This is a genomic window from Coleofasciculus chthonoplastes PCC 7420 (genome assembly GCF_000155555.1).
In the GTDB taxonomy this organism is placed as follows: Bacteria; Cyanobacteriota; Cyanobacteriia; order Cyanobacteriales; family Coleofasciculaceae; genus Coleofasciculus; species Coleofasciculus chthonoplastes_A.
On sequence record NZ_DS989841.1, the window covers coordinates 153,929 to 169,533 of the forward strand.

A 15,605-nucleotide genomic window follows, 5' to 3' on the forward strand; every position below is an offset into this window, starting at 1 on the left:
CCTTTGAGAGTATTAGCAGGTCCCTTTAGGGGGGCTCGCCTTATCCTGAACCCCGCCTGTTCCAAGCGAAAGATCCTTGGCATTTACGAGCATATATTGAACCCTTGGCTTAACCAAATTATTCCTGATATTGAGGTTGTGTTCGATGTCGGCGCTAACGATGGCTATTTTACCTATGGGTGTGCCAAAGCGCTCCAACGATATAATAAACTGGGTCACATCATTGCCTTTGAACCGGGATTATGTGAACAAGCTGCCTTATTAATTCCCGCTACTTGGTCTGACTATGCTGGTATTAATTTTGAATTCATTCCCCTGTTTGTGGGTTCTATCTCCAATGAATCGACGATTACATTAGACAAAGCTTATGATGAACGTCCATCACTGCATGGAAAGCCCTTATTAATCAAAGTAGATGTGGAAGGTTCTGAAGTTGATGTGCGAGAAGGGGCAACTTGCTTACTTCAAAAACCCCATCACTGGGTTGTCGAAGTTCATGGTGACCATCTACTTGATCCAGTACTGGATTTCTTTAATAAAGCTAAAAGAGCAGTAGATACTCGTCTACTCCAACCTCATTGGCTGTTAGGTTCAGAATCGCGCACCATCAAAACATCGTGGGTTACCACTCGACCGGATAAAGCGAATGTCTGATCAAGTGCCACCATGGATTTGCTGTCAACTGGGAGCCCGTGAACATTATGCTATCCCACGGGCATTACACCAACAGGGAAAACTAGCTCACCTGATCACCGATGCTTGGGTATTACCTCAATCTCCACTAAACTTGTTACCTACACATTGGTTAGCGAATTTACGCGATCGCTTCCACCCTGACTTAGCCCAAGCCTCTGTTAACGCCTTCACTCACTCTTTGATTCGCTTTGAGCTGGCGCAACGCTTGCAAAAAACCTCAGGATGGACACGTCTTATTGCCCGTAATCACTGGTTTCAACAACGAGCTGTTGAGTTACTCGAAACCATCACGCCAAAACTTAACGCTCGTCCTATCCTCTTTGCCTACAGTTATGCAGCCTTAGAACTTTTCCGCTATGCCAAAACCCAGGGTTGGCAAACTATACTAGGTCAAATCGATCCCGGATCTGTCGAGGAAACATTAGTTCGACAGGAACATATTAGACATCCGGACTACCAGTCTACTTGGCAACCCGCACCACCTGAATACTGGATGAACTGGCAAGAAGAATGTTTACTAGCTGACCGAATTATCGTTAATTCTCCCTGGTCAAGCCAAGCCTTGCAACAAGTCGGAATTCCGGTCAATAAGATGAATATTATTCCCCTTGCCTACAACCCCCCTGAGACAGCCAGCAATTTTGAGCGAATTTACCCCTCAGCTTTCTCGGCTGAACGTCCTTTACGAGTGCTGTTCCTCGGTCAAGTGATACTACGCAAAGGCGTTGCCGCACTGCTAGAGGCGGCTAAACTACTACAAGATCAACCGATAGAATTCTGGTTAGTTGGTTCTCTAGGCATTGCTAGGTCAGCTAAAATGTACGGGAAGGTGCAGTGGATTGGTTCCATCCCTCGCCGTCAAACAACCCAGTACTATCAACGTGCCGATGTTTTCCTATTTCCTACCCTATCTGATGGTTTTGGCTTGGTTCAACTAGAAGCACAGGCATGGAAGCTGCCGATAATAGCGTCCAGATTTTGTGGTGAAGTTGTGAACGATCGAGTCAATGGGCTAATCTTACCAGAAGTCACCGGGGAAGCGATCGCTCTCGCCCTTGAATTCTGCTTAAATAATCCTGGGCAGCTCCAAGCCTTTGCCGAAGCAGCTAGTGATATGTCTGAGTTTAGCCTATCGCAGTTGCATCACCATCTTCAATCTTTACCCTATGCACATCTTTGAATACCCAGAACTGGTTTTCACTCAACTCGCACTGCTGGTTATCAGTGTAATATGGTTACTGCGGCGCAATGATGAAATCCCATTACTCATTAGTACCTTTCTGTTTTACGTAGCATCCTATCGATACTTGATTGTCACTAGTGGTATAGATCGCTGGGTTAATCTAGGCAGCTTTGGCTTTACTCCAATTACCAATGAGGCAGGTGTTGTTGCTTTAAGTTACATAGTATTGGGTCAGATCTGCCTATTGGCAACTTATATGGTGCGACAACGACAAGTTTTGCCGATCGCTATTTCCCAGGCAGACCCTTTCTTGTTACGATGGCTACGTCCAAAAGTCCTGCTATTGGGTTTATTTTGCTTGCCCTTAGTTGGTATCACTCGCTCTAACATTGTTGCCCAAGTTGCTTCCGGACGCTCCCTCGCTTTCCAAATTAGTGGTTACCTCCGTCTATTTCCCTTTGTCCTGGTTGGGGTAGCTACCCTAATCATTTGTGTTTGGAAGTTTGGCGGATTTTCTCAACCACTCAGTAAAATTAGTGCCGTTGCAATTCTGCTGGGTTTGGCAAATTTCACCTTCAGTAGTAGTGGACGATTTCAGTTTTTAGGGTGGCTTAGCGCTAGTGGTATCATTCTTGCCTCTTCCTATAGACCAAAAACTCGCCTCCTGATTCTCTCTACTATTGCGATCGTGGCTATTGGTATGTTTGCTGTAGCCGGTTCTCTACGTAACCCCAACTTAAATCCTGATCTTTTGAATCAAGCGGCTTGGGAACGTGCGTCTAGTGCAGAAGATGCGAATATGCTCGATGGTTTTGTGCTGCTCCGAGACGTTTATCCCCAACGGTTAGATTTTCGCTGGGGTATGGAGCATATAGAGGTTCTGCTTCGTCCAATTCCCAGAGCATTGTGGCCCGAAAAACCTGTGGGAGGCTATATGAATCAACTGGGACTGATCACTGCAAATACGGGTTTTACGTTGGGAATTTCACCGACTCTATTTGGCTCATTTTACGCTGAGGTTGGTATCGTTGGTATTGTCTTAGGCTCCTCACTTTATGGAGTAATTTTGGCAACGATCATTCGTTATACAACTAAGCTGCAACCCTTTGCCAGTACCCTTATCCGTGCCATCCTCTGTGCCTGTTTAATCCCACTCTTGCGGGGCGGCGACTTGGCTGGAATTTATGCTTGGATTGGTATGGCTTTTTGGCCCTGCTTTCTATTACTCTGGTTGAAACGGGCAGATTTTAGATTGAAACCTTCCTATCATATCCAGGATTATGATCCGACTTATGAAGAAGTATAGCAATTTCTGGTGTGATGCGGGACATCAATGAGCGGGAAATTTTGAGTAGTAAATAGACATAGCTGAAAACCTTGCCAGCATTGGTTTTCGACCTTAAGTTGACACCAATGGCAAGGATGGCGCCCCTACGTTTGGGTGTAATCCACACACTTAAAACTTTTATATTTGATTGAACTAATTCAGTATTGACTACGACTTAAAATATGCATATTGTAGTGATTTTCTATAATATTGGAGGTTATCATGCGGCTCGCCTAAATGCGACATCTGTTGCCTGTAAACCCAAAAATTGGCGCTTAACTGCTGTCCAAGTTACGGATAATACCCAAGAACGCCCCTGGGGGAATATAAAGAATGAAATTAAATTTCCCCTGAAAACATTATTGCCCACAGAAACGACTCCCTCTACTATTGATCGCCGTCCTTGGTCAAAAGTGGCAGCTTCTTTAATTCCCTCTTGTCTAGACAGTCTAAAACCTGATATTCTGGCGATTCCTGGATGGGGTTTTCCTATATCTAAAGCTGCACTGACTTGGAGTAAGCGACACCGAGTTCCTGCAATTTTAATGAGCGAAAGTAAATGGGATGATGAAAGACGACAATGGTGGAAAGAACAGATAAAATCCTGGCTGTATGTGAGAAACTATAAAGCCGCCCTGGTCGGAGGTCAACTTCATCAAGATTATCTACTTAAGTTAGGTTTTGATAAAAATCGTATCTTTCTAGGCTACAATGCTGTCGATAACCAATATTTTTGTTTAGGTGCAGAGGAGGCACGTAAAAATCCGCTTGCGGCAAGACAACGCCAGCCCAAGATACCCAAAAACCCCTATTTTTTGGTCGTCACTCGGTTGATTAAACGCAAAAATGTTTTTTGTCTTGTAGAAGCTTTTTTTGCTTATCGGCAACAAATTGGAAAAGAGAAAGCTTGGGATATTGTTATCTGTGGTAGTGGCGAAGAAGAACCCTCGATTCGCACGCTTATTAGCCAGAAAAGACTAAACGCCTGTGTTCATCTCCCCGGCTTTATCAGTTACCAAGCAATCCCCGATTGGTATGGTTTGGCCCAGGCTTTTGTGCATCCTGCTATACAAGAACCTTGGGGATTAGTTGTGAATGAAGCTTGTGCGGCTGGGTTGCCAATATTATGTAGTCATACGGTAGGAGCTTGTCATGAACTTGTTCGTCATGGTTATAATGGCTTATTATTCGATCCAGAAAGTCAAGAAAATATGACTGATACCTTATTAGCCATGCATCATAAATCTTCAGAGGCACGTATTAAAATGGGGAAGTTCAGCCAAACTATTGTTGCGAATTATAGTCCCCAGCATTTTGCTGAAGGTCTATTTAAAGCAATTGAAACTGCACTAATGTTCAAGTCACAGTAAGCTGTTCGGCATTTAAACCTTAATATCAATAACGCCGAAAGCCTTGTAGTGTGAGCATCTTGCTCGCTACTAATACCCAATTTAAATGCATGACAGCTTAGCCTGTAATTCATCATTTTTCAGATAAGTTTTAAGGGGATAGCCCGATTTGGGAAAGCAAATCGTTCTTGATAAGAGTTGAATGCCTCACACATGGCTGATGGTAAACTAATTCTATTGGCTTGGCTCAAGTTAGGCGGTTTTATCATCTGAATGGCTTGACTCAACCATATTGGGGGACTATCTAATTCTAAGAATTTACAGATATTTTGTAATGTAGTTTCTGGCTGTAATGTCAACTCATTGTATGTAATTTCATAGACACGAGAACCTAGATATTCACGCCATTTATCTACCTCACCTAAGCTGACTAGCCATTCATACGCTGCTTTTGAACGGTGGTTTTGGAGATGATGGACTTCATCAGGGAAGTATCCGGCGACTATTCCATCTCGCAACAAAGCGTTCCACTTAGAGTTTTTAACTCCCCACCACTGATTGAGTTGAGGTTTCCCAAAAATTTTATAACTGTTGATTGAGGCAATACGTTCAATGGAAAGGGAAACATCTACCCCATCTCGCACAAGATGAATAAACTTAGCTTTGGGAGCAAAAGCGTTAAGATAGCCAATTCTCATAGCGTTTAAGGGTGTTTTTTCAAGCATTACACCCTTGTTTTTGCTACTTTTATATCCCCGGATTAAATAATTGAAACGAGCTTGTGCAGTCTCACTCCAGTAATTAGCATTCATTAACAAATTCGGCTCGATTTGAGAATAAAGATTGAGGGCATCAGTTTTGGGATCAATTGCTGCCCAGAGATGGTAAGGTTCAAATAAATAGGAAATATTGTCGTGATGAGATAAAATAGAACCAAGTAGAGTAGTACCGGAACGACCACAACCGATCAAAAAGACCAGTTGCCGAGAATCTAAAGTAGAGTTTGTATTTTGATAATGTCTAGTTTTTAATTCAGCACTATAGTTAAGCCAACTATATTTGAAGGAGCGTAACAAAGGCTTGAGTGTATCAATCATTCTGAGGTTAATTTTTAATCAATTTAAACAACAATGAAGGTTTTATGGATTACTCCCTATTTGGGGAATCATTATGGGGGACCGGGAAAAGTTATTATCGAAGTTGTACAAGAAATTAGCAAATTTAATATATCTGTCGATGTGATTGCAACGAATGCCAATGGCAAAGATAGATTAGATTATACTCTAAAATCATGGATTGTATACAAAAATTATAAAATCAAGTATTTTCCGTGTTGGTATAGAAACGACTTAATTGTCAGCCCATCTTTACTCCGGTGGCTCATTAGCCATAGAATGAACTACGACATAATTCACACAAATACTATTTTTTGTCCTCTGATTTCTATTGCCCAATGGATATGTAGGCTCTCCAGAATTCCTTACATTGTCACACCCCATGGCATGCTAGAACCTTGGGCATTATCTCACAAAGCCTGGAAAAAAAAATATTACTACGCTTTATTTGAAAAACCAGCTCTCCAACAGGCTAGTGCTATCCAAGTGCTTGCCAGTACTGAAGGTGAGAATATGAAGGATTTGGCGTTTAAAACTCCTAGATTTGTTATTCCTAATGGCATCTACCCGCCAAAATTTGCCAAATTAGCAAACCCTGATATTTTCTTCCATCAATTTTCGATAACCCGAAATAAAACCCTAATTTTGTTTTTGGGTCGCCTTGATCCCAAAAAAGGACTAGATTTACTCGCTCCTGCTTTTGCTAAAGTTCATCGTCAGTTTCCGCAGACGCATTTAGTTATAGCTGGACCCGATAATATTGGCTTTTTGCCCACAGCTAAGCGCTATTTTACACAAGCAAGCTGTCTAGATGCTGTCACTTTTACAGGGATGCTCACCGGATCATTGAAATATGCAGCTCTAGCCGCCGCTACTCTATACGTTGCTCCGTCTTACTCGGAAGGCTTCAGTATATCTGTCTTAGAAGGAATGGCGTCAGGATTACCCTGTATAATTACCACAGGCTGCAATTTCCCCGAAGCGGCTGATGCTAAAGCCGCTCATGTTGTGGCAATTGATACCGATGCTATTGCTGATGCTTTAATTGACTGCTTAAATAAACCTGAACAAGCCAAAGCGATGGGAACTCGCGCCCGTGAATTCATCTTTCAAAATTATACTTGGGAACAAGCGGCGAAAAAACTGATCCGAGTTTACACTGCTATTATTGAAGGAAAACCTTTACCAGAAGATTTAACCTATAGCCAGTGAAGGGTGTTTATTGCTGTCACAAACGATATCGTTTTTTGGGTTGGGTCAGTGTTACCCTCATCTTACTATTGATTGGTATCATTCCCCTGCGGCTGGCGATCGCACAATACCAATCCCCTCATCCCCAAGCTATTCTAACCTTAGGCGGTGGGCGCGATCGCGAAAAATTTACAGCCCAATTTGCCCAAACTCACCCTTCCCTCGATATCTGGGTTTCCAGTGGTTCACCCCCAGACGTTTTGTATGCTATTTTCCAAAACGCCAATATTCCGATTCAGCGGGTTCATCTCGACTATCGCGCCGTCGATACCGTCACCAACTTTACCTCTCTCGTGGCGGACTTCAAACGCCGAAACATTCAACATATCTATCTAATCACCTCAGACTATCATATCCCTAGAGCCAAGGCGATCGCGATTCTGGTTCTGGGAAGCCAAAGCATCACCTTCACCCCCGTCGCCGTACCCTCCAACCAACCTCCTGAATCCTGGCTACGGATTCTTCGTGACAGCATTCGCGCCCTCCTCTGGATTATTACAGGTCATACTGGCGCTAGACTTAAGCCACAATTAATTAGTCATTTGTCCTTTGTCATTCGTCCTTTGTTATTTCTTAGTTATATTATTTATGAGAACCTCTGCGAACCTCTGCGCTAACCTCTGCGTCCTCTGCGTTAAAAAAGTACAACTTATCGGGGAACTCCCTTAAACTCATCCACCACTATTCATCGCCATCACGATAAAACGCAGCACAAAAATCCCCGCCAAAACCCACACCGCGATCGCGACTTCATTTCCTTTCCCCTGAAACCCTTTAATTAAAGGATAAGTAATCAATCCAATCGCCAACCCTTCCGCGATCGAATACGTCAACGGCATCATTAAAATCGTTAAAAAGGAAGGAATAGACTCCGCCGGATCATCCCAGTGAATCCCCCGTAAATTTCCAGCCATCAATACCCCCACAATCACCAACGCTGGCGTCGTAGCAAAAGCTGGAATTCCCGACAGTAACGGAATAAAGAAGATCGAACCCATAAACAAAACCGCGACAACAACAGCCGTAAATCCCGTGCGCCCCCCTTCAGCAATACCCGAAGCCGACTCAATATAGGTTGTCACCGTCGAGGTTCCCAAAACCGCCCCTACCGTTGTCCCCACCGCATCCGCCATCAATGCTTGATTCGCCCTAGGCAATTCTCCCTGTTCGTTAATATACCCCGCCTGCATCCCCACCCCAGTCAGCGTACCCACGGTGTCAAATAAATCCACAAACAGAAAAACAAACACCACCGCCAGGAAATCCCAGCTATTCACCTGATTGATTTTCGCCAATCCCGCGATCGCACTCCCAACTAAATCCACAGGTAACTCAGGAACACCAATAATCCCCTGGGGTAACGGAGACACACCCAGAATCCAGGCTAGCACCGCCGTTGCCAAAATCCCCCATAACAGCGCCCCGGTGAGGCGACGGGCGACAAATGCCGAGGTAATTAGGATACCCGCGATCGCAATTAATGTCGAAGGTTGACTCAAATCTCCTAACTTCGTCTTCGTCACTGCATCAGCAGCGATAATCCCCGCCCCACTTAAGGCAATATAGGCGATAAATAAGCCAATTCCAGCCGCTGTTGCCCGTTTCAGACAATCGGGAATCGCTTTGACGATTAAATGACGGACATTTGACAGGGTTAGGGCAATAAAAATCAACCCTTCGATTAAGATAGCAGAAAGGGCAATCCGCCAGTCGATGCCTAATCCCAATACCACCGAGTAGGTAAAAAAGGCATTAAGTCCCATACCAGGGGCAAGGGCAAGGGGGTAATTCGCCCACAATCCCATAACTAGGGTAGCAATTGCCGCAGAAAGTGCTGTGGCGATGACCAATTCATTAAACAAATCTCCTGATGCTTGTAAAAAAATAGCATCGGATAAAATTCCCGGATTCACCACCAAGATATAAGCCATCGTCATAAAGGTGGTGAACCCTGCCAATAGTTCTATGCGGATCGTAGTGTGGTATCGATCAAAGTTAAAGAATTTAGCCAAAACTCCCGGCTGTTTCGCTGGTTGTCCAGACGGATTAGCAGGGGAATGCTCCTGATTTGGATCATGATGACTCATAAGTGTCGCCTGAGATGCCCTAAGATTTAGCCATTAGTATTATATGATTGGGAATCATAAATTACATCACTTATCAACGTATTGGTTTCGCCTTGGATTAATCGCTATTTTTTTAGCCTCAGTCCTACTTCGATCTTGGGGATTAGGTCGATTTAATATGCTGGTATTTGACGAGGTGTATTATGCCAAATTTGCCAATAACTATTTAACCGGAATAGACTTTTTCAATGCCCACCCGCCCTTGAGCCAATATATTATCGCGATCGGGATGTGGCTGGGTTCTCATTTTCCCTGGGATCAGCAGTCCATGAATGGTTTGGCGGGTTCATTACGATCGACTTGGAGTTATCGTTGGCTGAATGCGCTCACGGGTTCGTTTATCCCCTTAGTTGTCGCCGGAATTGCCTATCAGCTTAATCGGCGTCGCAGCTATGCGTTAATCGCCGCTTTGTTAGCCGGGGCGGATGGTCTATTTTTAGTTGAGTCTCGCTACGCACTGAATAATGTCTATTTGGTTATTTTGGGATTATTGGGGAATTTATGTTTGTTAATCGCACTCAATCAATCTCAGTCGAAACGCTGGATAATTTTGGCATTATCGGGGGCTTTTTTCGGCGCGTCTGCTTGTATTAAATGGAATGGCTTATGGTTTTTATTCGGGATTTATCTTCTGTGGGGAATCGCTTGGTTGCTTCAGGGGAGAGGAGATAGTTCAAAATTTAAACCTTGGGTTGGGGCGGGTTTATTTGCATCTAGGTCAAAACGAGACGATAGTAGTGAAACCCGCCGCGACAAACCATGCACTACAGCGAAGCGAAGGGGCAACACTCAACACTCAATACTTAAAACTCCCTTAGTTAATCTAACTCAATTAAACGGGATTCAATTTTTAGGAAATTTTGCTCTAATTCCAGCACTAACCTATAGCTTACTCTGGATTCCACACCTAATAATGAATCCCCAACCGGGATTTTTGGAAGCCCACTATAGAATTTTGACGTTTCACGAAAAAATCGGTAGCGGACCCGATGTTCATCCCTACTGTTCTAAATGGTACACTTGGCTAATTATGCTGCGACCTGTGGCTTACTTTTACCAAACTGCCCAGAGTACCCGCGAACAAGTCCCGGCTTACCCTCCGTTACCCAAGGGATATGGTCAGGTGATTTATGATGTCCATGCGATGGGAAATCCTATCCTTTGGTGGTTATCAACAGCAGCCATTTTATTGTTACTGTTGCTGTTGCTACAGCGTATTTGGTCAGGAATGCGTGGCTATTTTCCGCCGACAACAGTGAATTATATTAGTCTCTATTTAGGTCTTAACTGGCTGGCTCAGTTATTACCTTGGATTGGGGTCAGTCGCTGTACATTTTTATACCACTATATGGGAGCTTCTGTGTTTTCTGGGTTAGGGTTAGCTTGGCTGATTGACCGTTGGCTACATCGAGAGCAAGAATCTTGGCAAATCGCGGCGATAACGGTTATCAGTTTAATTCTGTTGGCATTCGTATTTTGGTTGCCGATTTATTTAGGATTACCTCTATCTCCTGAGGGTCATCAACTGCGAATGTGGTTCCGTTCTTGGATTTAGATTATTTTGTCATTGGTCAAAACACTGATTTCACGGATTTATTGTCCAGATGTAGGTAGGCATAAGAGAACTTATTGACACTGATTACACAGAAAAGTTAGTTCTCTCATCTTGAGAGGATGATTTGGATTTTAACTGATTACTCTTGTGTCATAGCCACAATTTGAAGCGTTGTTAGTTCTAACAGAGGAAACAGGGGGGACATAATTTTCACGTCTCCTTGATATCGTACTGCCTGGTATTCATCGTCAATTAAACGATTGATCGTTACAGTGGGTTGTTTAGGAGATCCAATATATTGAATTCCTCCCAATCCGGCATAATCAACGATCCAGTATTCCAGAATTCCTAGTGTTTCGTATTCATTTAATTTAATCCGGTAATCGTCCCGCCAATTAGTGCTAACAACTTCAATAACCAGGGGTTGTGGTATGTATGCTGCCGCAGATGCTGAAGTTTGACGCATTCTTTGCCATTCTTCTTTGGTGAATACGACAATATCAGCTTTACGACTGGACTCATTTTCACCGGGGACGTTATTCAACCGGACTTGTTTGCTCTGACGGGGAACATAAGGCAGATTCAAGCCTTGGCAGTGGTTGTTCAGGAGACGACAAAGCCCATCAACAACGTCTTCATGTTTGGCTGTGGGTTCACTGAGGGGCATAGCAACTCCTTGGAAAAGCTCGAATGACCTACCGGAGCCGTCATCCCAGTTGAGAAATTCCTCGAAGGTCAGGATTTTTTTTGCGATCGCAACCATTGTTATTGATCCCATCCATGGGTCAGCTTGATTTGGCTTGTATCTATCTTAAGGGAATAAACAGCCGGATCATTTTGGGTATTAGTTTAAGATCTTTAAACAGAGCACCACCAATGGCATAGCAAAGTTTATGGCATGATTGAATGTTGGGTTTCGTGCCTCAACCCAACCTACAATGCTACAACGCTACAAAGCTATCACCATCGTCTATGAATCAAAACGGATTACCCCATTTTTAACCAATCAAACACTTGGTTGACGCTAAGAGATAATTTTATATCGCCCAAAATGGGCAGGACTTGTTCGCCCTGACATAACACAGGTTGTTGCTGCGGTTGTAGGCACAAAATGCTGAAATCGTCAGGGTCAATAAACCAGCCTAGGCTACTACCATATTCTAGGCAATAGAGGATATTGCCCAACACTTTGTTGGGTCGTTGTTCGGGGGAAAGAATTTCTATCGTCCAATCTGGTGGAAGGTCAAAGTTATCTGGTACGTTACCTTCAGCAGTGAAGGGAATACGTTCCCACTGAAAAACTGCAACATCTGGAACGATGGATCGTACACCAAAACTACATCTTAATTCTGGGAAGGCATAGCAATTTTTGTCTCCTCTGCAACTTGATTGATAGTGGCGCAGAGTTTTCCTTGCAAGCGGCTATGTCGTCCCTTTGGCATGGGCTTTTGGATGATTTCTCCATTGATATATTCACTGGCGGGTTTGGTTTCTGGCAGTTGCAGAAATTCTGGCAATGTTAGTGGTTGGGAGAGTGCTTGTACCATGGGGATCGCCTGCAAGGTGAGACGGCAAATTATATACTCCATTCTAGTGAAAAGCGACGCGATCGCGCCTTGGTACGATAGACCTATCGTAGGTTGGGTTTCGTTCCAAGGACCCAACCTACGATCCTCTGCTCCCAGACGCTTCTTGCATCCTGTCTCTACATTGCTCCCCCTCTTCCTCACGATAGAATAGGTAAAATGACCAGCGATCGCACTTCCTCTGGTCAACTATCCATTAAAATCTCTAAAGTTATTGTATTCAGCGATTTGGCATTAACAGCGAGAGGAGACAAAAGTACGCATGGGCAAGGTAGTCGGCATTGACCTAGGGACAACAAACTCTGTGGTAGCCGTCATGGAGGGTGGCAAGCCGGTTGTCATTGCTAATGCAGAAGGTATGCGGACAACCCCTTCTGTGGTGGCGTTTAGTAAGGAGGGGGAACGCTTAGTCGGACAAATGGCACGCCGCCAAGGGGTTCTGAATCCCCAAAATACGTTTTATGGGATTAAGCGCTTTGTAGGGCGTCGATATAGCGAACTCAATCCTGAGTCTAAGCGCGTCCCCTATACGATTCGCCGTGATCCAGAAGATGCGATTAAAATTCGCTGTCCCCGCCTGAAGCAGGAATTTTTCCCGGAAGAGATTTCGGCGATGGTACTGCGGAAGTTGGCGGATGAGGCGACTCGCTATCTGGGTGAGGAGGTGACGGGGGCGGTGATTACGGTTCCCGCTTATTTTAATGATTCTCAACGACAAGCGACGCGAGATGCGGGACGAATTGCGGGGTTGGAGGTGTTGCGAATTCTCAATGAACCCACAGCCGCATCCTTAGCGTATGGGTTGGATCGGCAGGACAGTCAGACGATTTTAGTCTTTGATTTGGGCGGTGGTACGTTTGATGTTTCAATTCTAGATGTGGGAGATGGCGTTTTTGAGGTGAAAGCCACCAGTGGCGATACTCAATTGGGGGGAAATGATTTTGACCGCAAAATCGTCGATTGGCTAGCTGAACAGTTCCTGGAAGCCGAAGGCGTGGATTTACGCCGCGATCGCCAAGCACTACAGCGATTGATGGAAGCCGCTGAAAAAGCCAAGATTGAGCTTTCGGGGGTGGGGGTGACGGAGATTAATTTACCCTTTATCACCGCCACCGCCGAGGGACCCAAGCATCTGGAAACCCGACTGACTCGTCCCCAGTTTGAGGGATTGTGTGGGGAATTGGTGAGTCGTTTACGTCGTCCCCTGAAACGCGCCTTCAAAGATGCGGGATTGACGCCTGTACAAATTGATGAGTGGTTTGGGTTGGGGGTTCGACTCGGATTCCCTTAGTTCAGCAATTGGTTCGGAGTTTGATTGACAAAGAACCGAATCAAAATGTGAATCCTGATGAAGTAGTGTCCGTTGGCGCCGCCATTCAAGCGGGTATCCTGAGTAATGAAGTCAAGGATGTGCTGTTGCTGGATGTGACGCCGTTATCGATGGGATTAGAAACCATTGGTGGGGTGATGAAAAAGCTGATCCCCCGGAATACGACTATCCCCGTGCGGCGATCGGATATCTTTTCTACCAGCGAAAATAATCAAACCCTGGTAGAAATTCATGTCCTGCAAGGGGAACGGGAAATGGCAAATGATAACAAATCCCTGGGACGGTTTAAGCTGACCGGAATTCCGCCTGCGCCCCGAGGCGTTCCCCAAGTGCAAGTGGCGTTTGATATTGACGCCAATGGGATTTTACAGGTAACTGCCCTAGATAAAACCACCGGGCGGGAGCAAAGTGTGACAATCCAAGGTGCATCAACCTTAAATGAGTCGCAAGTGCAACAGATGATTCGCGACGCCGAGGAAAATGCCCAATTAGATCGTCAACGTCGGGAACGGGTAGAGAAGCGCAACCGCGCCGAAACCATGGCGACGGATGCGGAACGTCAACTCAAGGAAGTGACGCTGGATTTTGGCACCCAATTTGCCAGTGCGTATCGGCGGCGGATTGAAGCCCTAGTATTGGAACTCCGAGACGCGATCGCCCAAAATGATGATCGGGCGATTGACCGGGCGCAGTCAGATTTACAAGATACTCTCTATGAACTCAAACGGGAGGTGCGGTTAGCTTACGCCGAAGATGAGGATGATGACTTTTTTGGATCAATTCGCCGTGTCTTCACCGGAGAAGACGAAGACGATGCTTATTGGGAACCCAGACGGCGTGAACCGCGTGAACCCCGTGATCCGTATGATTATGGTGTAGGGACAGGTCGATCCAGTCGCCAACGCGATTACGAAAGACCCAGAAGTTATTCCCGTCGTGATGTCCGTTCCGCCCCCTTAGAAAATGATTGGGATGAAGAGGATGATGATTGGTTTTAAATAGTGTTGAGTGTGTAGGGGCGGGTTTAGGGACTAATATTGATTGTTGTCCCTAGCTTGGCGGCAAAACCCGCCCGGTGTGTAGGGGCAAGAACTATTTGACCAATGACCAATGACCAATGACTAACGACAATGCAAAACTTTCGGAATTATTACGAGATTTTAGGAGTTACCCCCGATGCATCCAATGATGAGATAAAAAAAGCATTTCGGCGACTCGCCCGTAAATATCACCCGGATGTAAATCCAGGGGATAAGACGGCTGAGGAACGGTTTAAGGATATTAACGAAGCCAACGAAGTTCTGTCTGATCCAAGCAGGCGATCGCAGTATGATCAGGTTGGCAATTTCTTTAAGAAGAAAGGATTTACCCGTAAGGCGGCGAAAACCAGTCCAGTCAGAACCACCTTCTCCCGTAATGGTCGGGGGCGTACTTCTAGCCAAGAAGTGGACTATAGTGAGTTTGGTGACTTTAACAGCTTTGTTGAACAACTTCTAGGACGCCGTCCGCCTCGTCCTGGTATGGGAACGGAACGGACAGGAGGGCGAGTTGAGTCCTCAGATTCGTTTCGTCCTGGAACCCGAAAAACAGCTTATAGAGCTAATTCTAGCGCCCAGCCGAAAAATGTAGAGGCGCGATTAACATTGCCATTAGAAAAAGCCTATACCGGGGGAATTGAGCGAATCCGCCTCGAAGATGGTCGATCCTTAGAAGTTGAATTACCCGGAAATATGGTCACGAATCAGCGAGTACGCCTCAGGGGTCAGGGAATCGCTGGTGGGGATTTATTTTTAATTATTACAGTTTCGCCGCATCCGTTCTTTAAGCTGAGAGGGTCAGATATTATTTGCCAGTTACCCGTGACAGCCGCCGAAGCGGTATTGGGAACGCCTGTAGACGTACCAACTCTAGATGGGCGAGTGAAAATGAATATTCCGGCGGGAGTGCAATCCGGTCAACGATTACGCCTCGCGAATAAGGGGTATCCTCTGGAAGGGGAACGGGGTGATCAGTTAGTCGAGATTCAAATTGTGGTGCCAAAAACGCCAAGTCCCCAAGCGCGGGAATTGTATCAGAAGTTGTTAGAA

Annotated in this window: 11 protein-coding genes and 2 pseudogenes; 9 read left to right on the top strand and 4 right to left on the bottom strand. The window is 45.2% G+C overall.

Translation table 11 applies throughout. The features are described from left to right. Positions 1-96 precede the first annotated feature (96 nt). From MC7420_RS00660 to MC7420_RS00675, 4 genes are all read left to right on the top strand, one after another. Positions 97-654 (top strand): methyltransferase FkbM family protein, encoded by a 558-nt coding sequence (locus MC7420_RS00660; RefSeq protein WP_006098279.1) that lies wholly within the window; start codon positions 97-99, stop codon positions 652-654. After that, the gene (locus MC7420_RS00665; protein WP_006097897.1) at positions 647-1,876 is read left to right on the top strand and encodes a glycosyltransferase family 4 protein; all 1,230 of its coding nucleotides are present in this window, start codon (positions 647-649) and stop codon (positions 1,874-1,876) included. The genes MC7420_RS00660 and MC7420_RS00665 overlap by 8 nt, the downstream gene beginning before the upstream one ends. Continuing rightward, positions 1,863-3,185: a hypothetical protein gene (locus MC7420_RS00670; RefSeq protein ID WP_006097898.1), complete on the top strand. Its 1,323-nt coding sequence runs from the start codon at positions 1,863-1,865 to the stop codon at positions 3,183-3,185. The genes MC7420_RS00665 and MC7420_RS00670 overlap by 14 nt, the downstream gene beginning before the upstream one ends. Positions 3,186-3,388: 203 nt before the next feature. Further along, the gene (locus MC7420_RS00675) at positions 3,389-4,576 is read left to right on the top strand and encodes a glycosyltransferase family 4 protein (RefSeq protein ID WP_006098182.1); all 1,188 of its coding nucleotides are present in this window, start codon (positions 3,389-3,391) and stop codon (positions 4,574-4,576) included. A gap of 119 nt (positions 4,577-4,695) precedes the next feature. Here MC7420_RS00675 and MC7420_RS00680 read toward each other — a convergent pair whose 3' ends face one another. Beyond that, the gene (locus MC7420_RS00680; protein ID WP_006098017.1) at positions 4,696-5,652 is read right to left on the bottom strand and encodes a sulfotransferase family protein; all 957 of its coding nucleotides are present in this window, start codon (positions 5,650-5,652) and stop codon (positions 4,696-4,698) included. Positions 5,653-5,685: 33 nt separating this feature from the next. Between MC7420_RS00680 and MC7420_RS00685 the strand changes: the two genes are divergently transcribed. Then, positions 5,686-6,882, top strand: coding sequence for a glycosyltransferase (locus tag MC7420_RS00685; RefSeq protein WP_044204135.1), 1,197 nt, complete (start codon positions 5,686-5,688; stop codon positions 6,880-6,882). After that, positions 6,879-7,538: a YdcF family protein gene (locus MC7420_RS00690; protein WP_157452970.1), complete on the top strand. Its 660-nt coding sequence runs from the start codon at positions 6,879-6,881 to the stop codon at positions 7,536-7,538. The genes MC7420_RS00685 and MC7420_RS00690 overlap by 4 nt, the downstream gene beginning before the upstream one ends. A 54-nt stretch (positions 7,539-7,592) precedes the next feature. Here the strand turns inward: MC7420_RS00690 and MC7420_RS00695 are convergent, their stop codons facing one another. Continuing rightward, entirely contained in the window at positions 7,593-9,008 is a 1,416-nt protein-coding gene (locus MC7420_RS00695; protein ID WP_006098082.1) for an NCS2 family permease, read from the bottom strand. A gap of 43 nt (positions 9,009-9,051) precedes the next feature. On the opposite strand from MC7420_RS00695, the gene MC7420_RS00700 reads away from it, so the two are divergent. After that, positions 9,052-10,602 carry a dolichyl-phosphate-mannose--protein mannosyltransferase gene (locus tag MC7420_RS00700; RefSeq protein ID WP_044204138.1) on the top strand — a complete coding sequence of 517 codons (1,551 nt, stop codon included), beginning with the start codon at positions 9,052-9,054 and terminating at the stop codon, positions 10,600-10,602. Positions 10,603-10,741: 139 nt separating this feature from the next. On the opposite strand, the gene MC7420_RS00705 is transcribed toward MC7420_RS00700, so the two are convergent. Further along, positions 10,742-11,365: a Uma2 family endonuclease gene (locus MC7420_RS00705; RefSeq protein ID WP_006097828.1), complete on the bottom strand. Its 624-nt coding sequence runs from the start codon at positions 11,363-11,365 to the stop codon at positions 10,742-10,744. A gap of 224 nt (positions 11,366-11,589) precedes the next feature. Further along, a pseudogene (locus MC7420_RS00710) lies at positions 11,590-12,149 on the bottom strand (Uma2 family endonuclease). Between the two features lie 301 nt (positions 12,150-12,450). Here MC7420_RS00710 and dnaK point away from each other — a divergent pair. Both dnaK and MC7420_RS00720 read left to right on the top strand, forming a co-directional pair. Further along, a pseudogene (gene dnaK, locus MC7420_RS00715) lies at positions 12,451-14,516 on the top strand (molecular chaperone DnaK). Positions 14,517-14,648: 132 nt separating this feature from the next. Then, positions 14,649-15,605 (top strand): DnaJ C-terminal domain-containing protein (locus MC7420_RS00720; RefSeq protein WP_044204142.1); only part of this gene is annotated, 957 nt, incomplete at its 3' end.